The sequence below is a fragment of the Lactococcus sp. FSL W8-0209 genome (assembly GCF_038006585.1).
Taxonomy (GTDB): domain Bacteria; phylum Bacillota; class Bacilli; order Lactobacillales; family Streptococcaceae; genus Lactococcus; species Lactococcus lactis.
The window spans coordinates 1083249-1104198 of the sequence record NZ_JBBOVN010000001.1; the positions used below are offsets into that span (position 1 = coordinate 1083249).

Sequence of the window (20950 nt, forward strand, 5' to 3'; positions counted from 1 at the left end):
CAAAAAGACTTGATTAATTATCAAGTCTTTTTTATTAGTTTAAATTACTGACAGAATCATTCTTTTTTCGATAACTGATAAAGATGATGAAATAAAGAATTGCTGTGAAGACAGTCACGCCGATTGGATTAGTAAATAAAATACCAATCAGAATGAGAAAGAGAGCAATCAGTGCTAAGAGACTCATTGTTCTACTGGATAATGATTTTGTTTTAAGAGAGAGACCAAAACCAGCGAGACTAATTAAAATCCAAACGGCTAAAACAGTGTAAGAAAGGGAACCAGCCAAGTAATTAAACAAACGATCACCGACAAAATAAGAAAGAACAACACCGATATAGAGTGTACCTGAACAGAAAATTACTGCTCTTTGAGGAACATGATGTTTATTTAAATGAGCCATACTTTGTGCCATTTTACCTTGACGATTTTTTAAACGGAAATACAAAAGGCGAGATGAAGCATAGATTCCAGAATTAATTGATGAGAAGAGGGCAAGAATGATAATCAAGTTGACAATATCGCCAGCAAAAGGAATATGCATTTTATTAAAGACCATCACAAAAGGGCTCATTGAAGAAGTAGCCAATGTTTGCCAATTATAAATCACAAGAAGTAAGAACATCGGAATAATATAAAATGAAATAATTCGACCGATTACACCGCGGATGGCTTTAGGAATGGCTCTTTTAGGATCTTCTGTTTCACTAACTGTAATTGCAATTAATTCAGAACCACCATACGAATAGATAACAATTAATAAAGAATTAATGACTCCTTTAAAGCCATGAGGAGCAAAGCCACCATGAGCGGTCATTCCAGAGAAAGTAGTCACTAGATTAGTATCAAAAATTTGTTTTGCCACAAGAAAAACACCAAAAATAATCAACAAAATAACAACACTAATTTTAATAAATGCCAACCAGTATTCTGTCTCAGCAAAGAGAGCAACTGAGAATAAGTTAATAAGGGAAGTTAAAAGGGCAATAATCAAGACAAAAACCCAAGTGGGAACATTAGCAAACCAGAGTTGCAAAAAACTTGCAGCAGCAACAGCCTCAGCAATGATATTAATCATCCACATTGACCAATAAACCCAGTCAGTAAAATCAGCCGTATGATTGCCCAGATAAGGCTGAACAAGTCCAGACAAGCCGTGTGGATCTTTTGAACTTAGAACAAGCTTTTCTAAACTCTTCATTACAAAATAAAGAACGATTCCTCCGATAAAATAAGCGATTAAGACAGAGGGACCAGCGGCAGCAATGGCTGATGAGCTTCCTTTGAAAAGACCAGCACCAATTGCTCCACCAAGAGCAATCATAGTAATATGGCGTGCGGCCATTTTTTTCTTTAAGGATTGATTAGTTTCCAACGATAATTCCTAGCTTTCTAAATCAATAAACAGAGACGTCTCTCTTTTATTGACTATTAAATTGATAATAAAACATTAAAAAAAGACGTCCTGAGGACGTCTCTTCGTCCTCGTTAATGACTAACGTCAAAGAGGACTCACACATTTAGCTTAAATTAGCTAGTGTGAGCCCTCCTTCAACAACAAGTTAAGAGAAGCTTGTAAATAAGTCATTTATTGGACCTCGTTTTTTTAATTATTCTAAGTGTAATCAAAAGATTTAGATTTGTCAAATATTTTTATGAATAATCTAAAAATATTAGTAAATGTTTAATTCTCAATCCGACCTTAGTGAGCATTATTGAACCTGACTGATACAGTGTGCTATAATTAAACAATGAATAAAGAAATTAAACTCATTGCCCTAGATTTGGATGGGACCTTACTCAATTCTTCAAAAGAAATTTCAAAAGAAAATCGTCTGGCTATTAATGCAGCAAGACAAAAAGGGGTCCATGTTGTTTTAACAACGGGGCGTCCTTTGATTGCAATTCAACCCTTTCTCAAAACGTTAGAAATGCTTGATTTTGAAGATTTTTCAATTACCTTTAATGGTGGTCTGGTCCAAAGAAATACGGGTCAAATCTTATCTAAAAAAAGTTTTTCACATGATGAAATTTTAGAAATTAAAGAATTGACTTCAAATCTTGGCATTCCTTGCGATGTTTTGAGCGAAGAAAAAGTTTATATGACAAAAAGTAAAATTGACTCGCAATATGACACTTTAAATAAGCTTTTAACTTTTATCAAAGTTGATTTTGATCAAGTTCCACTTGATGTGGTTTATAATAAGATTGTTTCTTGTACAGAAAAAGAATTGTTGGACGCTAGTCTCGATAAAATTCCTGAATCTTATTTTGACCAATTTGAGATTTTTAAAACTCAAGCGAAGCTTTTAGAATTTATGCCAAAAGGAATTAATAAAGCTTATGGTTTGACACAATTGATTAATCAGTTAAACTTAAAACCAGAAAATGTAATGGCCATGGGAGATGAAGCAAACGATTTATCAATGATTTCTTGGGCAGGATATGGTGTTGCTATGGCGAATGCTGTCCCAGCTGTTAAAGAAGAAGCAAGAATTATTTCTGATTTAACTAATGACCAACATGCTGTTGCTCATATTATTGAAAAATATGTACTCTAAGGACTAATAATGAAAGATGAAGTTCAACTAAAAAAGTATTTGCCGAGTTTAATTTTTGCGATTATTTTACCAGTTATTGCCTATTTGTTTTTAAAAATGCTTGGGAATTCGGACACTTTAGCTTTAGGAATTGCAACAGCCTTTCCAGTTGTTCATATGCTCTGGTCTTTAATTAGAAAAAAAGAGTTAAATCCTGTTTCTTTAGTGGCAATTATTGGTTTTTTAATTTCACTCTTAGCTGTTTATTTGACGCATGGAAATAATCTTGCTTTCAAGCTCTGGCACCCGATTTTAACGGCTGCTATTGGAACGATTTTTTTACTGTCAGTCCTTCTAAATCGACCGCTTTTAGAGCTTGCTAGCGAGGGTGAAAATCATAGAAAAATGGTAATAATGACTCTTTTTATGGGCTTGGTTTTTATTTTTCATGCTTTGTCAGTCATTTTATTAGCCTTTTTTGTAGAGACCACGGCTTTCGTTTTGCTTTCAAAGGTAATCGATTTTTCAGCCGTTGGAGTCCTTGTTTTAGGGCTTGCATTTTTAAGAAAAAAATTAAATTAAAATCTTTCATTCATTTTATGAATGAACTTTATCATCAAAATGTGATATTTTATTAAGGAGAAAAAATGGGACTTTTTGACCGACTCTTCGGAAAGAAGAAACAAGAGGAAACTAATCATGATGTGCCTGTCAGTGAAAAGCTATCTAGTGAAATCACTGAAGCAGTCAAAAATGAAAAAGAAAATGAAACTACTAAACGGCCTGAGGTAAATGAAGAGCCAGCAAAAGTAGAAAAAGTTACTGACGAGTCTGTCAGTAAAATGATTGATGTTGAGCCAGAAATTACGGATGAACCTGTCAGTGAAAATGAACCTATTATTTCTGAAAAGGTTGAAGTAGAAGTTACTGACGAAAAAATTGTTAAACCAGAAAATGATGAAAAATTAGAAAAAATTACTGACGAAAAAGTAATCTCTGAAACTACAGAAGTGACTGAGAAAAAAGTTACTGACGAAGATGAGGAAGAAGAGATTGTCATTGATATTGATGCTCTGGCTAATATTTTCACTCAATCACGTGAGGAAACTGAGAAAAAATATGAACAGTCATTAACTTTAACTCGTAAGACTTTTTCTGACGGCTTTAATGAACTTTTTGCTAACTTCCGGACAGTTGATGAAGAATTCTTTGAAGAACTTGAAGAAACTTTAATTATGTCAGATGTCGGTGTGGATTTGGCAATGGAAGTGACTGAAGAATTGCGCAAGGAAGCAAAATTAGTTAATGCTAAATCAACAGATGACTTGCGTCAATTGATTATTGAAAAAATTGTTGATAAGTTTGACGGTGAAAAATTACCGACAAAATTGGATATCCAAACGGATGGATTAAGTGTTTTCCTTTTTGTTGGGGTAAATGGTGTTGGAAAAACAACGACCATTGGTAAATTAGCTGCTCGTTATAAAAATGAAGGCAAAAAAGTACTCTTAGCAGCTGCGGATACTTTCCGGGCAGGTGCTATTGACCAATTAGTTGAATGGGGAAATCGTTCAGGCGTTGAAGTAGTCACAAAACCAGCTGGTTCAGATCCAGCGGCAGTCGTTTTTGACGCTCTCGCAAAAGCTAAAGCTGAAAATTATGATATTTTACTTGTGGATACTGCAGGACGTTTGCAAAATAAAGATAATTTGATGAAAGAGCTGGAAAAAATTGGTAAAGTGATTAAACGAGAAATTCCAGATGCTCCGCATGAAACGATTTTGGCACTTGATGCAACAACAGGCCAAAATGCCATTCAACAAGCCAAAGAATTTTCAGCAGTTACTCCAATTACAGGAATTGCTCTGACTAAACTTGATGGTTCGGCAAAAGGTGGGATTGTCTTGTCAATCGTTCAAAGTCTTAAAATTCCAGTTAAATTGATTGGTTTAGGCGAAAAGCTTAATGATTTACAAGATTTTGATGAAGAATTTTTCGTCAGAGGGCTTTTCAAAGAGCTTTTATAAAATATAAAATAAGAAGTAAAAAAGTTTTGTTCAGTTTGGGCAATGCTTTTTTACTTGTCAACGGTTCCATTAAAATAAAGCCGATGAGCGTTTGAAAAAATTGAGAATTTAATGTAAAATAGAATTACATAAAATAGAACTGCTATGTTCTGTAGGAATTAAAGAAAGGCTCTTCATGTCGTATTCAAATTTGAAGTTGTTTTCGCTCTCTTCTAACCACGAATTAGCCCAAAAAGTGGCTAAAGAAATTGGAATTGAGCTTGGAAAAGTAAGTGTTGGTGCACATTCGGATGGCGAAACTGTCGTTCATATTGACGAATCAGTTCGTGGTGATCATGTGTTTATCCTTCAATCAACAAGTGACCCTGTCAATGATAACTTGATGGAACTCTTGATTATGATGGATGCATTGCGTCGTGCCTCTGCTGCATCAATTAACATTGTCTTACCTTACTATGGTTATGCTCGTCAAGACCGTAAAGCTCGTGCTCGTGAACCAATCACATCAAAACTCGTAGCAAACATGCTTCAAATTGCTGGTGCCGACCGTTTAATTACTTTCGACCTTCATGCACCACAAATTCAAGGATTCTTCAACATTCCAGTTGACCACCTTATGGGTTCACCATTGATTGCTGAATATTTCCGTCGTCAATTGGTTTCTGCTGGTGATGATATCGTTGTCGTTTCGCCTGACCATGGTGGAGTAGGACGTGCGCGCAAGTTAGCAAACTTCTTGAAAGCACCACTTGCTATCATTGATAAACGTCGTCCTCGTGCCAATGTGGCAGAAATTATGAATATCATCGGTGATGTTCAAGGGAAAAAATGTATCTTGATTGATGACATGATTGATACGGCCGGAACAATTACTTTAGCGGCCAATGCCCTTAAAGAACTTGGTGCAACTGAAGTCTACGCTTCATGTACTCATGCCGTACTTTCAGGACCAGCTATCGAGAGAATTAATAATTCAGCAATTACTAAACTCGTTGTTTTGGATACTATTGAAATGCCAGAAGATCGTCAAAGTGAAAAAATTGTTCAACTTTCAATTGCTCACTTGCTTGCTGATGCGATTATTCGTATTCACGAACGCCGTCCATTGTCACCACTCTTTGAATTACATCTTCCTTCAGAACAAATCTAAACTAGTAATTGTTGGAATTCAAAGTGGATTTAGGATAAGACTTCAAGCGACCAGAGGTCGCTTTTTTAAAAAATGGAACTAGAAAAAATTAGAAAACTTTACGAGAAAGTTGACCCCAGTCAACTGACAGAGCGAGAAAAGTTACTGACAGAATTGATTTTTACTGACAGAAAATTGAAGACTGATAAACTTCCTAATGGCCGCTATCGTATTTTACAATTTTCAGGAAATAATTTTGAAGAATTGGAAAATACTTTAAAGCTACTTTTACCTGATTTTGTAAAAAGCATTGGGGAAGAAAAAATTGTGATAGAAGCATTTTCAACTGATAGTCCCACAAACTCAGAACTTTTTGATATTTTTCAAACCCTTTCGCAAGATATGGGTGAAGAGGTGACGGCTTATGTTGGCCGTTTTGTCGAGAAAAATAAACTCTCTGAAGTATATTCTGAAGAATACAAAATTTTTGAAAGTCAGCAAACTTTTAGTGAATACATTTTATCAGAAAGTCTAAATCTATCAGAAAATAGAATTTTACAAGAAATCCGTAAAGAATTATTAGAAAATCCTGAAGACCAAAAACTAGTTGAAGCAATGTATAAAGCAAGTAGCAATCAAACGAAAGCAGCAAAAATACTTTATGTTCATCGAAATACGCTGATTAATAAAATCAAAAAATATGAGCAAAAATATGGCTTACAGCTTTCGGGAAGTGACCTAACTCTCGCTTATAATTTATTATAAAAGACAATTTACATTAGCAATATTATGAGAAAGGAACTGAGTTTAATAAAATTGAACTCAAATCTTTAATATGGAATACAATCATCAAGAAATAGAAGCCAAATGGCAAAAATACTGGGCGGATAACAAAACTTTCCGTACAGGAACAGATAAAAATAAACCAAAATTTTATGCTCTAGACATGTTCCCTTATCCATCTGGTGCAGGACTTCACGTTGGACACCCCGAAGGTTATACTGCAACTGATATTTTGAGCCGTTACAAACGCGCTCAAGGGTTCAATGTTCTTCATCCAATGGGCTGGGATGCCTTTGGTTTACCTGCTGAACAATATGCAATGGATACAGGAAATGACCCAGCAGAATTTACAGCTGAAAATATTGCTAACTTTAAACGTCAAATCAATAGCTTAGGTTTTAGTTATGACTGGGAACGTGAAGTTAATACAACTGACCCTAATTTTTATAAATGGACACAGTGGATTTTTACTAAACTTTATGAAAAAGGGTTAGCTTATGAAGCAGAAGTAGCTGTTAACTGGGTTGAAGAACTCGGAACGGCTATTGCTAATGAAGAAGTGCTTCCAGACGGAACTTCTGAACGCGGGGGTTATCCTGTTGTTCGTAAACCAATGCGCCAATGGATGCTTAAAATTACAGCTTATGCGGAACGTTTACTTGAAGACCTTGAAGAAGTTGATTGGCCTGAATCAATCAAAGAAATGCAACGGAATTGGATAGGGAAATCAGTAGGAGCAGATGTGACTTTTGAAGTTGCAGGAACCGACAAATCATTTGAAGTCTTTACGACTCGTCCTGATACCCTTTTTGGGGCAACTTATGCTGTGCTTGCACCTGAACATGATTTAGTTGATGCTATTACGACAGCTGAGCAAAAAGAAGCTGTTGCTGAATACCGTCGTAAAGCGAGCTTGAAATCTGATTTAGCCCGTACAGACCTTTCTAAAGAAAAAACTGGAGCATTTACCGGAGCTTACGCGATTAACCCAATTAATGGCCGTAAAATGCCAATTTGGGTTGCAGATTATGTTCTTGCTTCTTATGGACATGGTGCTGTTATGGCAGTTCCTGCTCACGACGAACGTGACTGGGAATTTGCTAAGGTCTATGGACTTGAAATTTTGCCTGTTGTTGAAGGTGGAAATGTAGAAGAAGCTGTTTATACAGAAGATGGTCCTCATATTAATTCTGAATTTCTCAATGGGCTTGATAAAGCGCAAGCGATTGAAAAAGCCATTGCATTTTTAGAAGAAAAGAAAATTGGGAAAAAGAAAATCACTTACCGCTTGCGTGACTGGCTCTTTAGTCGTCAACGTTATTGGGGTGAACCAATTCCAATTATTCATTGGGAAGATGGCACATCAACAGCGCTCTCAGAAGATGAACTCCCTCTTGTTTTACCAGTAACCTCTGATATCAAACCGTCAGGAACAGGTGAGTCTCCTTTGGCTAACTTGACAGATTGGTTGGAAGTCACACGCGCAGATGGCCTAAAAGGTCGCCGTGAAACTAATACAATGCCACAATGGGCAGGTTCAAGTTGGTATTACCTTCGCTATATTGACCCAAATAATAGCGAAGCTTTGGCAGACCCAGAACTTCTCAAAGAATGGTTGCCAGTTGATATCTATGTGGGAGGGGCTGAACATGCTGTTCTTCACTTACTTTACGCTCGTTTCTGGCATAAAGTGCTTTATGATTTAGGAGTTGTTCCAACTAAAGAACCTTTCCAAAAACTCTTTAACCAAGGAATGATTCTCGGAACCTCTTATCGTGATCATCGTGGGGCCTTAGTTGCAACTGATAAGGTTGAAAAACGTGATGGTGGCTTTTACCATATGGAAACAGGTGAAGCCCTTGAACAAGCTCCAGCTAAAATGTCTAAATCTCTTAAAAATGTTGTTAATCCTGATGATGTTGTTGAACATTATGGAGCTGATACTTTACGTGTTTATGAAATGTTCATGGGTCCACTTGATGCAAGTATTCCATGGTCAGAAGAAGGCCTTGAAGGGGCTCGTAAATTCCTAGACCGAGCTGTTCGAATGATTGAAAATTCAGAGATTAAAGCTGAAAATAATGGAGAATTGGACAAAGTTTACAATGAAACAGTGAAAAATGTTACTGAGCGTTTGGACTTGATGTACTTTAACACTGCAATTTCCCAATTAATGATTTTTGTTAATGCAGTTAATAAAGCAAAAGCTTTACCGTTAGAATACGCTAATGGCTTTGTCCAACTTTTGGCGCCATTTGCTCCACATATTGCTGAAGAACTTTGGGTAAAATTAGGTAATGAAGCTGGAATTTCTTATGTTGCTTGGCCAACATTTGATGAAAGCAAATTAATTGAATCAGAAGTTGAAATTGTTGTTCAAATTAATGGTAAATTAAAAGCAAAAATTAAAATTGCTAAAGATTTAGCGCGTGAAGAACTTGAAAAAATTGGTCGTGAATCAGTTGCTGAGGCTCTTGAAGGTAAAAACGTGGTCAAAGTAATTGCTGTTCCAAATAAATTAGTTAATATTGTTGTAAAATAAAGATGACAATCTGAACATTTATCAGTTAAATCTTATAATAATTAGCTGTCAGTAAAAAGTGAGAGCTAAAGAATAAAAAGTAAAATAAGCTGGTTGACAATTTGTCGACTAGCTTATTTTTTTGGGGAAGTCACAGAAGAGTTTAGAGTTGACCCTCAAAATTCTGTCAGTAAAATGTGAATAAAAGGAACAATTTATCTGTCACTAAATCGGAGTACGGCTTAAAAATTCTGTCAGTAATTTATTTATTAAATAAAAGTCGATACTGATGAAGCTCGCTCAGGATAACAAATAAATAATCAACAACATAAGAAAGGTTGGGTCAGTAAAAATGATTGATTTCTTGCCCGAACAAGTTCGAACGCTCAATGAACTAGAAACTGCGACATTTAATTTTATCTTATCTAATTTATCAAGTATTGATAAAATGTCAGTCAGACAGCTTGCACAAGCTGTCCATGTTTCCACAGCAACAGTTATGCGCATGACCAGAAAACTTGGATTTGAGGGATGGGTAGAACTAAAATATTATCTTAAAAACCAAAATCAACTGACAGAAATTCCAGTTAATTACTATGAAAATTTATTACAACTCGACCTATTTTTACGAAAAATAACCTCTAAGGAAGCGGGAAGAAAATTAGAAGAAGCTGTCAAACTAATTCGAGAAGCTCGTTATATTATTTTTATTGGAGTAGGTTCTTCAGGAGCTTTAGCTGAATATGGTGCCCGCTATTTTACAAATATTGGTTTAGAATCTTATGCCATTTCTGATCCTTATCAAGCCGTTAAAGGCAAAGGTGCACCAGATGTTTTAAGCATTGTCTTATCCGCTTCGGGCGAAACAGACAAGATTATTGAACGAGTTGTCAAACTAAGAGAGGAAGCACCAGCAAAGATTATTTCAATTACAAATCATCCAGAAACGACCTTATCCAAACTTTCAAATATAAATTTAACCTATGGATTCCAAACGGAATATTCCGCCTATGACCCACTTGAAAATTTGACTTCTCAGCTCCCAGTCATTGCTTTTATTGAAATACTAGCTCATCAGGCAATGGAAAAAGCTGATAAATGTAACTAATCCTGTAACAGGTAACAAAGATAGAAAAGCCCCTTGCAAAAAAAATTGTAAGGGGTATTATTATATTGTAAGCGGTTCAATTAAAAGAGTACAGTCTTCAAAGTATCTGAACTGTCTTAACAAATTGAGTTCGACCTTCTTGAAATAAGTGAAAATGCGATTCGACTTGCGACTTTAGTCGCTTAGAGCGAATGGACAGCGTAGCAGCTTGCTGCGTAGATAGATAAAATACGTTGAGCATTCCAGCTAAGTGCTAAAGCACTTGTTGGTGGGGCAAAACGCCAGCACAAAAGATAATTTTCTTCATTTCAGAACAGTCGGGCTCACATCTTAAAGGAGGTTTATTTATGAATGGCTTCATAAATAATAAAGTCTTACCGCCAATTATGAAATTCGTGAATACACGAGCGATGACTGCTTTGAAAAATGGAATGCTTTTTGCCATGCCATTTATCATTGTTGGGTCAATTTTCTTGATTCTGGCGAATATTCCAATTCCACCTGTGGCAAAATGGTTATCAGACAATGGCTGGTCAGCAATTTTTACCCAAGCATTTAACGTATCATTCGGTATTTTAGCGATTTGGGCAGCAGTCGGTATTGGCTATTCTTATGTCAAAGAAGCTGGATTTGGTGATGTTGCTTTACAAGGAGGATTAACTTCTCTCTCTGCATTTTTCATTGTTCAATCTCTAAGTATTGCAAATCCAATCACAGCGGCACTAGCTACTGGGAAAGAAGCCTCAGGCATTGGGAATCTCACAGGAACACAAGCAACGGCTGCTTTTGAAAAGCTTCCTCATGCCATGCAAGTATTTCTAAATAATCCAGTGACAGGAGTGCTCAATTTAACTTGGAACGGTGGTCAAGGAATGATTGCGGCCATTATTATTGGTATTCTATCAGGCTGGGCTTATTCAGCAATGATGAAAGCAGGCTGGAAGATTACACTTCCTGAACAAGTCCCATCAAATGTTGCTAATCAATTCACTTCAATGATTCCAACAGGAGTAATTGTCGTCGCTGCTACGGTTGTCTATGCTTTATTTGATAAGATTGGTCATACCGATGCAGTAACCTTTATTTATCATTGGTTATCTGTCCCTCTACAAGGTTTAGGCGGTTCATTTGGTGGAATTATTATTATCTCACTCTTAGTTCCATTCTTCTGGTTCTTTGGGGTTCATGGTGGAATTATCATGGGAGCAATTACCTCTGCCTTTCTGATTCCAAATACCTTTGCCAATGCATCCCTTTATCAATCTCACAAATTGAGTTTAGCTAATGGTGCTCATATTGTGACCAATGAATTCTATAATAACTTTATTAATCTTTCGGGTTCAGGAATTACTTTTGGATTAATTATCTTTACGATTTTCTTTGCTCGTTCAGAACAGATGAAGTCAATTGGTAAAGTAGAGTTAGTCCCAGGTTTATTTAATATCAATGAACCTTTCTTATTTGGATTGCCACTTGTTTTAAATCCAGTTCTTGCTCTGCCATTCTTTCTTGTTCCAGTAGTCGTTTCGGCTACGGTTTACGGAGCGATTTATTTTCACATTGTTCCGCCAATGAATGGTGTTGCCGCGCCTTGGACCACTCCACCAATTATTTCTGGCTTTTTAATCGGAGGTTGGCAATATGCTGTGCTGCAAGTTATTGCGCTTTTAGAATCAATTTTGATTTATCTTCCATTTGCTAAAAAATATGACAAAATGTTGTTAGAACAAGAAGCAAATGCTGAAGCTGAAGAAGTTATTGCTTAGTAATTGAATAAGGAGATTAGAAACTCCGGAGAAACTTTTTCTTCGGGATTTCTTTTTATAAAATTAAAGATAAAAGGGGACAAAATGGAAAATAAAATGCCAAAAGATTTTTTCTGGGGGAATTCAACTTCGTCAATGCAAACCGAAGGCGCCTGGAATGAAGGAGGAAAAGGGCCCTCTGTCTATGATGTGAATACCGCTGGACGTTCTGCCAAAGATTGGCAAGTAACAAATGATAATTATCATCATTATTCACAAGATCTAGATCTTATGAAAGAAATGAATATGAATATGTATCGTTTCCAAATTTCTTGGTCACGAATTGTTCCTGACGGCGATGGTGAATTTAATGAGGAAGGAATTGCTTTTTATAATCATCTGATTGATGATTTGCTGGCTCGTGGAATTGAGCCTATGATATGTCTCTATCATTTCGATATGCCATTAAATCTGGCTGAAAAGTACAATGGATTTTTGAGTCGAAAAGTGAAAGAAGCATTTGTAAGATTTGGACAAGAAATGATGAAAAGATTTGCTGACAAAGTCAAATATTGGATTGTTTTTAATGAGCATAATCTTTATTTTGCTGACGGTTTCGAGCATTATTCGGGAGTTTTGAAAAAAGAGCTGACACTCTCTGATATGTATACTGTTTTTCATCATACCATGCTTGCTCATTGCGAATTAACCCAATTTTTGCATGAAAATTTTGAAGCAAAAATAGGAGGAATGTTGGCGACTACGGAAATATATCCCGCAACTTTTTCACCAAAAGATAATTTATATCTTAGAAAATTTGATGAATTTTATAATCGAAATCTCTGTGATGTTTATGCTTTTGGTCATTATTCGCATGAGGTTATGACCTATGTTAAAAATCAGAACATCCAAATGGATTTTCAAAAAGGAGATGAAGAAATTTTAAAAAATGGAATTTCTGACTTTATTTCTTTTTCTTATTATCGCTCAATTTTACTTGATGCAAGTCAGCTGACAGAAAATGATGCACCAAATTCTTATTTGACTAAAGGGATGAAATTAAATCCGTTGCTTGAACATAATCAATGGGATTGGTCCATTGACCCAGAAGGCTTTAGAAGAATTATAAGTAGATTATATAATGAATTTGGGTTGCCTGTTTTTCCTATTGAAAATGGCATTGGTCAGTCAGAAATCTGGGATGTGCAAACAGAAATTGCTGATGACTTGAGAATTTCTTATCATCAGAAACATCTTGAAGCCATGAAAAAGGCAATATTTACTGACGGGGTAGAAGTTATGGGTTATCTTGGTTGGGGATTGATTGATATTCCTGCGTCGTCTGGTGCTATTGATAAACGTTACGGTGCTGTTTATGTGGATCCAAAAAGTCATAAACGTATTCCTAAAAAATCATTTCATTGGTTTAAAAATGTTTTTGCTTCAAATGGTGATCATTTGGATTAGAATAATCAGTGATAAAAATGAAATAATGATAGAAAACTTATGATTTACTCATATCTCGTGATTAAACTGATAGCTAAGCTGTCAGTTTTTAAATTCATCATTAAAAAATTTTACTGACAGAAATTTTTTTCTTATTGTCAGTATTTTTATCTGGCTGAAGAATAATCAGTTACTAGAAATCATAATTGGTCAGTGCTGACAGAATTTTTGTTACAATGAAAACATTGGAAAAAGCTTGAGAGGAAACAAAAATGTCTTTTTTTACAACAAATGATTTAGTAAAAATAAATTTTCATGATTATGGTATTCAGTTAAATCAACCTCTGATTCTAATTGGTGGCTATTCGTCCAGTGAAGTTACGTGGTTTGCCCAAATAGAAACATTTGTAAATGCTGGTTATCGGGTGATTACTTATGATCATCGCTCACATGGAGATTCACAACAAGTAGATTATGGCTTGACTTTACACCGTTTGGCAATGGACCTAAAAGAATTAATTGACTATTTGCAATTAAAAAATGTTGTCTTAATTGGCCATTCGATGGGTGCGGCAACAATTATGGCTTATGAAGAATTATTTACTGACGAAAATGTATCAGCAATAATTACAGAAGATCAGGCCCCAACTTTCTTCAAATCGGCAGATTGGCTCAATGGTCAATATGGGAAAACACTGACAGAGCTGTCAGTATTTATTGATGATTTTCCAAAAACTCGTTTGACACAAAAAAAGTTGTCAGATAGTGTAAAACGAACACTGGGACATGGAATGAAACCTTTTGATTTCAAACGCTATCGTCCTTTACTGCAAAATGTTATTTTGCAAGATTGGCGTCCTGAGCTTGGGCAAGAAAAAAAACCACATTTATTTTTTGCCGGCGAGAAATCTCCGATTTTTCCAGCAATTCATGCTCAAGCAGCGCGTGAATTACAAAACAATCCAAATTCAGAAGTTCAAATTTTTGAAGGATGTGGGCATATCTTACATTTAGAAGAAATTGAGAAATTCAACCAAGCAGTCATTGATTTTCTCAACAAAATAAAAAAAGACTGATGTGGTCAGTCTTTTTTGCTGACCGTCAGTAAAATTTAAACTAGTAAGAAAGGCAGTATTATAGTCTTAAAAGTATTAAATAAATTTTATTTTTATATCATTTTTTTTTCATAATAAAACTTGATAAAATAGAATTAAGAAATGGAAAGGAGCTAAACCATGAAAAATAACAACATGGAATTTGCCCAAGATTCAAAAATTGATGATCAGCAAAAACCAAAGAATTTTAAAATTGAAACAACCGTAATGAAATTAGTAGTAGATAGCTATCTCCATGGCGCTCAAACCTGTGAAGTTCAAAAAGGAAAAATTTTAGGCGTCAGTATTCATCAAGGAGCATGTGATAGTATTCACCTTTTTATTAACGACGACCATAAAGTCACAGTAGAAGTTAGTCAAGGCATTAGCCGAATTTCACTGATGCAAAAGAAAAATATTGAAGACATTGACTATATACTTCCTTTCATGAAATGTTTAGGTGTATCTGAAGGGCAAGCCATGAAAAATTATTAAATTATTTAAAAAAGCCGTATACTGCGGTTTTTTATTTTAAAAATTACAGAAAGTAAATTTATAAACAGAAAAATGTATATTTATTTCGATAAGAGGTATAATATTTTTTGGAATTATTATTAGTAGGAGGCCAAGAGAAATGGCTAAGAAAAAAATCGTTATTGTAGGTGCTGGATTTGCTGGAGTTTCAGCCACACGCTTACTTGCAAAAAATTTGAAAAATGATGCAGAAATTACAGTTATAGATAAACATGATTTTCAAACTTCAATGACCCAACTTCATGAAGTTGCAGCAAGTCGTGTTGAGGCAGATGCTGTTCAATATCATTTGAATCGAACAATTGGAAAATTTAATAACGTTAAAGTGGTAAAAGAGTCACTTGTTGAACTTGATAAAGCTAACAAAAAGGTGATTACAGATAAAAATAGCTATGACTATGATTATTTAGTCGTTTCAATGGGTGGAGAACCCAATGACTTTGGTGTACCAGGTGTTAACGAATATGGCTTCACACTTTGGTCACTTGAAGATGCTTTGAAAATAAAAGCACATTTGAAAGAAATGGTTCAAGCAGCAGCTAAAGAAGCTGATTCAGAAAAACGCAAAAAATTGTTAACCTTTAGCGTGGCTGGTTCAGGATTCACTGGAATTGAAATGGCCGGAGAATTGATTGATTGGCGTAAAAAAGCATCTAAAAAATACGGCATTCCAGAATCTGAATTTACAATCAATATTGTTGAAATGATGCCAACAATTATGAATATTTTAGACCGTAGTTTAGCAGATAAAGCACTCGTTTACCTTCAAAATAAAAACATCAATGTTCTTGTAAATCATGGAATTACAGCTGTAGCACAAGATCATATCACTGTTAATGTTGGTGGACGTGACGAGGAAAAAGTTGTTAAAGAAATTCCAGGAAATACCTTAATTTGGACAACAGGGGTACAAGGAAATACAGAAGCAGAAGCTTGTCAACTTTCCGAAACAGAACGTGGTCATCGTCTTCAAGCAAATGAATACATGGAAGCGATTGGCGAAGAAAATCATGGCATCTATGTTGCAGGAGATGTATCAGGTTATATTGTTCCCGAAAATGGTCGCCCTACTCCTCAAATTGTAGAAGCAGCAGAACAAACAGGAAGCACGGCCGCTAAAAATATCATTGCAGATATTAAAGGTGGCGAAAAAACCAAATTTGTTGGAAATTATCGTGGAACACTGGTTTCTATTGGTTCAGGCTATGCGGTTGGGACAGTTGGAAAAACAAAATTAAGTGGTTTTTCAGCAACATTCATGAAACACATGGTTTATCTTGTTTATACCTTTGAAATTCGTTCTGGTCATTATTTCTTCAAATATATCAATGACCAACTTTTCCACAAAGGTGCAATTTAAGTTAAAACAAAATATAAATATAAAACTTTTCCATAAAAAAATTTGGAAAAGTTTTTCTTGTGTAACAGTTTACAAATTGCTCTAAAAAGGATATAATAGTGCCTGACGTTATTATTATATTACTAGTAGGAGAACCATTCTAAATGACTAAGAAACAAATCGTAGTCATCGGTGGTGGTGTTGCAGGAGTACATGCGACGCGTGAGCTTTCTAAAAAGCTCAAAGCAGATGCTGACATCACACTGATTGACAAACATAGTTACCACACAACCATGACTCAACTTCACGAAGTTGCAGCAGGACGTGTTCCATTCACAACTGTACAATATGATTTCCAAAAGCTTTTAGGAAAACGTAAAAACGTTAGTCTTGTCACTGACTCTGTCGTCAGTCTTGACAAAGAAAACAAACAAGTAATCACAAAACATGGTCGTTATAGCTATGATTATGTCATTGTTGCCCTTGGTGGCGAACCAAATGACTTTGGAGTTCCTGGTGTTAAAGAACACGGGTTTACACTTTGGTCACTTGAAGATGCAATGCGAATCAAACGTCATTTGGAAAAAATCGTCCAATATGCATCAACAGAAGTTGATGATGAAAAACGCCGTGCTCTTTTAACAATTTCAGTTGCCGGATCAGGATTTACTGGGATTGAAATGGCAGGTGAATTGATTGATTGGCGTAAAAAAGTTTCAACAGATTGGAAGATTCCTGAAGAAGAAATCACAATCAACGTTGTTGAAATGATGCCAACAATCCTTAATACTTTAGACCGTAAACAAGCAGATAAAGCTCATGCTTATCTTGAAAAGAAAAATGTTCATGTTTTAACAAACCATGGTATTGTTGAAGTAGCAAAAGATCATATCAAAGTGAATGTTGGTGGGCGTGACGAAGAAAAAGTTGCCAAAGAACTTCCAACTCACACATTAATTTGGACAACTGGTGTTCAAGGAAATACAGCTGCAAAAACAGACCTTAATGAAACAGAACGTGGACATCGTCTTCAAGCAAATGAATACATGGAAGCTGTTGGTTTTGAAGGAAAAGGGATTTATGTTGCTGGTGACGTTTCAGGATATATTGAACCAGATACTGGTCGTCCAACACCACAAATCGTTGAAGCTGCGGAACAAACAGCACACACAGCAGCGGCAAATATTCTTGCAGACATCAATGGCGGAAGCAAACATAAACATGAAAGTAAATACCAAGGAACAATGGTTTCAATTGGTTCAACTTGGGGAGTTGCCAAAATCGGTAGCATGCGTCTAACTGGTTTCTGGGCAATGTTGATGAAGAATATTGTTTACTTTATCTATACTTTGCAAATTCGTTCAGCACATTATTTCTGGCGTTATGCCTTGGATGAAGTCTTCCGCGTAAAAGATAATCGTAACTTTATGCGTGGTCATACTTCACGTCAAGGAAATGTACTTTGGGCTGTTCCACTTCGTATTTTCTATGGTGTGGTTTGGTTTACCGAAGCAATTAAGAAAATTGTCGGTGATGGTCGATACTTCAACCCAACGACTTGGTTTGGTAAGGGTTCTTGGTTTACAAATGACCTTAAATTCCCATTCTCATGGTTGCAAGAAGCACCAAAAGCAGCTGACGCAGCCGCAGGCGCTTCAACAGCCGCTTCATCAAGTTCTAGTGTAGCCGATGCAGCCGCAGGTGCTACAGGCGCAGCAACAACAGCCGCTTCAAGTGGTGGTGGTGAAGCTGCTCATAAAGCAACTGAATGGGGCCTCTCGTACGCTTACGGTCATGACCCAATGACTGTTTTTGACAAAGTGCCACATTGGATGGAACCTATCTTTAAGTTTATGATTCCAAACCGTGAAGTCGCATTGTTTATGCAAAAATTCATGTCAATTGTTGAAATCTTCCTTGCACTTGCCCTTATTTTTGGATTGTTCACTTGGATTGCAGCGGCAGCAACAGCCGCATTGACTGTTATGTTCTCACTTTCAGGAATGTTCTACTGGGTTAACATTTGGTTTATTCCAGTGGCAATTGCACTTATGAATGGTTCAGGTCGTTCATTTGGTTTAGATAAATGGGTTCAACCTTGGATTCAAAGATGGCTAACCAAAATATGGTATGGTCAATCGCGTTCAATTTACAAAGGACGTCAATAGAAAATAGCTCTGCGGAGCTATTTTTTTTGCCTGAAAAAGCTTGAAAATTATGTTATGATATTTGAAGATAAAAGATAGTTTAAAAACTATCTTTGTAAGAACTGAGGTTTAAATGGATAATTTAAGATATAAAAGTGTCTTTGACATCATTGGTCCAGTGATGATTGGACCTTCAAGCTCGCACACAGCTGGTGCTGCTCGAATTGGTAAAATTGTACGTTCTATTTTCGGTGAACTTCCAGAAAAATTGGAGATTCATCTTTATGAATCTTTTGCTAAAACCTATCGGGGTCATGGAACAGATGTTGCTCTTGTTGCAGGTGTTTTAGGAATGGATACAGATGATGAACGTCTGCCAATGGCGCCTCAGCTTGCTTTTGAACAAGGAATGGAAATTTCTTATGTTCCACATCCAGAAGAAAAAGCAGAACATCCCAATACCGCACGTTTAATCGCCAAAAAAGGAGATCGAACAATGACCGTGACTGGAATTTCAATCGGTGGTGGAATGATTCAAGTAACGGAATTGAATGGCTTTGATATCGCAATTTCAGCTGGTGTTCCGACATTTGTGGTCATTCATGAAGACGTTCCAGGGATGATTGCTAGAGTTTCTAGTGTCCTTTCAGAACATCAAATTAATATCGCACAAATGAATGTAACCAGAGAAGCTAAGGGTGAAAAAGCGATTATGATTTTAGAAGTTGATACACCAAATGTTAAGGAAGTAATTGAGGAAATGAAACTTATTCCTCGTTTGCACGCCGTTAATTTCTTTAATTAAAAGCAGTATAGGAATAAATATGTTTAAAAATATAGAAGAATTAATCGAGGATTCTAAAAATTATTCCTCGGTCACAGAATTAATGATTGCCATTGAAATGGAACAAACTGGACGAAATCGTGAACAAATTTGGGAAATGATGGAACATAACCTAGAAACGATGCTTGATTCTGTTAAAAAGGGGCTTGCTGGTAAAAAATCACTTACAGGTCTTACTGGTGGCGATGCAAAGTTGATGGATGATTATATTAAATCAGGCAAAGCACTTTCGGGTGAGCTCATCTTAGGAGCAGCTCGTGATGCGGTTGCCGTCAATGAAGTGAATGCCCAAATGGGGCTCATTTGTGCGACACCAACTGCCGGATCAGCCGGCTGTTTGCCAGGTGTTTTAACTTCGGCTATTAAAACTTTAGACTTGAGTCATGAACAGCAAGTGGAATTTTTATTTGTAGCAGGAGCCTTTGGACTTGCGATTGCAAATAATGCAACGATTTCTGGAGCAGAGGGTGGTTGCCAAGCAGAGGTCGGTTCTGCTTCGGCAATGGCATCAGCTGCACTCGTTTTAGCTGCTGGTGGCTCTGCAGAACAAGCAGGCTATGCGATTGCTATTGTCTTGCAAAACATGTTAGGCTTAATTTGTGACCCTGTTGCTGGTTTGGTTGAAATCCCTTGTGTTCACCGTAATGCAATGGGGGCGTCACAAGCAATGATTTCAGCTGATATGGCTTTGGCAGGGGTTAAAACAGTGATTCCAGTTGATGAGGTGGTCAATACCATGTATAATGTGGGACGGTCTCTACCAGCTGCTTTTAGAGAAACAGCTGAGGGTGGTTTGGCCCAAACACCCACTGGACGTAAAATTATGGAAGAATTATTTGGTTAAGATTAAACTTAAAAATTCGAATGATAAAATTCGAATTTTATTTTTTAGGTTGAATACTTGACTTTTAGTGTTTACACGTGTAAACTTATCTTATGAAAATGAATAGGGAAAGGAGAAAAAATGAACGAAGTAGAATTTAATGTATCAAATGCCGAATTAATCGTTATGCGTGTAATTTGGTCTCTAGGAGAAGCGCGAGTTGATGAAATTTATGCGCAAATCCCCCAAGAATTAGAATGGTCATTGGCCACTGTTAAGACTTTACTTGGTCGACTGGTAAAAAAAGAAATGCTTTCTACCGAAAAAGAAGGAAGAAAATTTGTTTATCGTCCATTGATGGAAGAATGTACGGCTATAAATTTAATGGCCGATGGTCTGATCCAAAAAGTTTGTGAAACGAAACATGTCAATGTTTTGCAAGAGATGATTGAAAAATCGACTTTGACGGCAAGGGATATTGAACTTTTGCAAGAATCACTTAATGCCAAAGAAGTGGTAGGACAAAAACATTGTAATTGCTTAGAAACAAGTGGACTTTGTGCTTGTAAACATGAACATGAGCAGATTTCTGCTTAAAAAGGAGAATATAAAATGAAAGAAACTTTAAAAATTGAGGGAATGACTTGTGACCACTGTGTAATGCATGTGACAAATGCTTTGGAAGCTATTGATGGTGTTGAAAAAGCGAAAGTCTCTTTGAAAAAAAAAGAAGCACTAGTTAAATTTTCTGCCCCAGCAGATATGGATAAAATGGCTGTTGCCGTTGCAGAGGCTGGTTATAAAGTAATTTAAAAAACACTTCGTTTGTGAATTGAATTTAAATTTGCTAGAATGAAATTGGTAAAGCAA

The 20950-nt window shown here is 36.2% G+C and carries 17 protein-coding genes and 1 pseudogene; 17 read left to right on the forward strand and 1 reads right to left on the reverse strand.

Annotated elements, in window-relative coordinates; genetic code table 11:
- Positions 1-34: 34 nt before the first annotated feature.
- Positions 35-1375 (reverse strand): amino acid permease, encoded by a 1341-nt coding sequence (locus tag MKX45_RS05460; protein WP_057720441.1) that lies wholly within the window; start codon positions 1373-1375, stop codon positions 35-37.
- 376 nt (positions 1376-1751) lie between these two features.
- On the opposite strand from MKX45_RS05460, the gene MKX45_RS05465 reads away from it, so the two are divergent.
- The 17 genes and pseudogenes from MKX45_RS05465 to MKX45_RS05545 all read left to right on the forward strand — a co-directional run bounded on the left by MKX45_RS05465 (position 1752) and on the right by MKX45_RS05545 (position 20893).
- Positions 1752-2561, forward strand: a complete 810-nt coding sequence (locus MKX45_RS05465; protein WP_011835534.1) for a Cof-type HAD-IIB family hydrolase — start codon at positions 1752-1754, stop codon at positions 2559-2561.
- Positions 2562-2570: 9 nt separating this feature from the next.
- A complete protein-coding gene (locus MKX45_RS05470; protein ID WP_015426126.1) occupies positions 2571-3122 on the forward strand; it encodes a hypothetical protein in 552 nt (183 codons plus the stop codon).
- A 65-nt stretch (positions 3123-3187) separates the two neighbouring features.
- Entirely contained in the window at positions 3188-4567 is a 1380-nt protein-coding gene (gene ftsY / locus MKX45_RS05475; RefSeq protein WP_057720440.1) for a signal recognition particle-docking protein FtsY, read from the forward strand.
- Between the two features lie 175 nt (positions 4568-4742).
- The gene (locus MKX45_RS05480) at positions 4743-5717 is read left to right on the forward strand and encodes a ribose-phosphate diphosphokinase (RefSeq protein ID WP_015426128.1); all 975 of its coding nucleotides are present in this window, start codon (positions 4743-4745) and stop codon (positions 5715-5717) included.
- A gap of 72 nt (positions 5718-5789) precedes the next feature.
- Positions 5790-6461, forward strand: a complete 672-nt coding sequence (locus MKX45_RS05485) for a helix-turn-helix domain-containing protein (protein WP_003132570.1) — start codon at positions 5790-5792, stop codon at positions 6459-6461.
- 70 nt (positions 6462-6531) lie between these two features.
- On the forward strand, positions 6532-9021 hold the full coding sequence (gene leuS / locus MKX45_RS05490) for a leucine--tRNA ligase (RefSeq protein WP_057720439.1): 2490 nt from the start codon (positions 6532-6534) through the stop codon (positions 9019-9021).
- A 331-nt stretch (positions 9022-9352) separates the two neighbouring features.
- Positions 9353-10108, forward strand: a complete 756-nt coding sequence (locus MKX45_RS05495; protein ID WP_003132572.1) for a MurR/RpiR family transcriptional regulator — start codon at positions 9353-9355, stop codon at positions 10106-10108.
- A gap of 347 nt (positions 10109-10455) precedes the next feature.
- On the forward strand, positions 10456-11874 hold the full coding sequence (locus tag MKX45_RS05500; RefSeq protein WP_015426130.1) for a PTS sugar transporter subunit IIC: 1419 nt from the start codon (positions 10456-10458) through the stop codon (positions 11872-11874).
- An 84-nt stretch (positions 11875-11958) separates the two neighbouring features.
- Entirely contained in the window at positions 11959-13320 is a 1362-nt protein-coding gene (locus MKX45_RS05505) for a glycoside hydrolase family 1 protein (protein WP_057720438.1), read from the forward strand.
- A gap of 251 nt (positions 13321-13571) precedes the next feature.
- Positions 13572-14375: an alpha/beta fold hydrolase gene (locus MKX45_RS05510; protein ID WP_057720437.1), complete on the forward strand. Its 804-nt coding sequence runs from the start codon at positions 13572-13574 to the stop codon at positions 14373-14375.
- A 159-nt stretch (positions 14376-14534) separates the two neighbouring features.
- The gene (locus tag MKX45_RS05515) at positions 14535-14888 is read left to right on the forward strand and encodes a hypothetical protein (RefSeq protein WP_340816888.1); all 354 of its coding nucleotides are present in this window, start codon (positions 14535-14537) and stop codon (positions 14886-14888) included.
- A gap of 139 nt (positions 14889-15027) precedes the next feature.
- Positions 15028-16269 (forward strand): annotated as a pseudogene (locus MKX45_RS05520) (NAD(P)/FAD-dependent oxidoreductase); the annotation flags it as partial.
- A gap of 161 nt (positions 16270-16430) precedes the next feature.
- The gene (locus tag MKX45_RS05525) at positions 16431-18434 is read left to right on the forward strand and encodes an NAD(P)/FAD-dependent oxidoreductase (RefSeq protein WP_340816889.1); all 2004 of its coding nucleotides are present in this window, start codon (positions 16431-16433) and stop codon (positions 18432-18434) included.
- Between the two features lie 112 nt (positions 18435-18546).
- Positions 18547-19218 (forward strand): L-serine ammonia-lyase, iron-sulfur-dependent subunit beta, encoded by a 672-nt coding sequence (sdaAB, locus tag MKX45_RS05530; protein ID WP_012897487.1) that lies wholly within the window; start codon positions 18547-18549, stop codon positions 19216-19218.
- A 19-nt stretch (positions 19219-19237) separates the two neighbouring features.
- Positions 19238-20101 carry an L-serine ammonia-lyase, iron-sulfur-dependent, subunit alpha gene (gene sdaAA, locus MKX45_RS05535; RefSeq protein WP_012897488.1) on the forward strand — a complete coding sequence of 288 codons (864 nt, stop codon included), beginning with the start codon at positions 19238-19240 and terminating at the stop codon, positions 20099-20101.
- Positions 20102-20221: 120 nt separating this feature from the next.
- Positions 20222-20677 (forward strand): CopY/TcrY family copper transport repressor, encoded by a 456-nt coding sequence (locus MKX45_RS05540; protein ID WP_340816890.1) that lies wholly within the window; start codon positions 20222-20224, stop codon positions 20675-20677.
- A gap of 15 nt (positions 20678-20692) precedes the next feature.
- A complete protein-coding gene (locus MKX45_RS05545) occupies positions 20693-20893 on the forward strand; it encodes a heavy-metal-associated domain-containing protein (protein WP_057720433.1) in 201 nt (66 codons plus the stop codon).
- Positions 20894-20950 lie beyond the last annotated feature (57 nt).

Coding starts and splice junctions, on each gene's coding strand:
- MKX45_RS05465 (WP_011835534.1), top strand. CDS start 1,752: ATGAATAAAGAAATTAAACTCATTGCCCTAGATTTGGATGGGACCTTA.
- MKX45_RS05470 (WP_015426126.1), top strand. CDS start 2,571: ATGAAAGATGAAGTTCAACTAAAAAAGTATTTGCCGAGTTTAATTTTT.
- ftsY (WP_057720440.1), top strand. CDS start 3,188: ATGGGACTTTTTGACCGACTCTTCGGAAAGAAGAAACAAGAGGAAACT.
- MKX45_RS05480 (WP_015426128.1), top strand. CDS start 4,743: ATGTCGTATTCAAATTTGAAGTTGTTTTCGCTCTCTTCTAACCACGAA.
- MKX45_RS05485 (WP_003132570.1), top strand. CDS start 5,790: ATGGAACTAGAAAAAATTAGAAAACTTTACGAGAAAGTTGACCCCAGT.
- leuS (WP_057720439.1), top strand. CDS start 6,532: ATGGAATACAATCATCAAGAAATAGAAGCCAAATGGCAAAAATACTGG.
- MKX45_RS05495 (WP_003132572.1), top strand. CDS start 9,353: ATGATTGATTTCTTGCCCGAACAAGTTCGAACGCTCAATGAACTAGAA.
- MKX45_RS05500 (WP_015426130.1), top strand. CDS start 10,456: ATGAATGGCTTCATAAATAATAAAGTCTTACCGCCAATTATGAAATTC.
- MKX45_RS05505 (WP_057720438.1), top strand. CDS start 11,959: ATGGAAAATAAAATGCCAAAAGATTTTTTCTGGGGGAATTCAACTTCG.
- MKX45_RS05510 (WP_057720437.1), top strand. CDS start 13,572: ATGTCTTTTTTTACAACAAATGATTTAGTAAAAATAAATTTTCATGAT.
- MKX45_RS05515 (WP_340816888.1), top strand. CDS start 14,535: ATGAAAAATAACAACATGGAATTTGCCCAAGATTCAAAAATTGATGAT.
- MKX45_RS05525 (WP_340816889.1), top strand. CDS start 16,431: ATGACTAAGAAACAAATCGTAGTCATCGGTGGTGGTGTTGCAGGAGTA.
- sdaAB (WP_012897487.1), top strand. CDS start 18,547: ATGGATAATTTAAGATATAAAAGTGTCTTTGACATCATTGGTCCAGTG.
- sdaAA (WP_012897488.1), top strand. CDS start 19,238: ATGTTTAAAAATATAGAAGAATTAATCGAGGATTCTAAAAATTATTCC.
- MKX45_RS05540 (WP_340816890.1), top strand. CDS start 20,222: ATGAACGAAGTAGAATTTAATGTATCAAATGCCGAATTAATCGTTATG.
- MKX45_RS05545 (WP_057720433.1), top strand. CDS start 20,693: ATGAAAGAAACTTTAAAAATTGAGGGAATGACTTGTGACCACTGTGTA.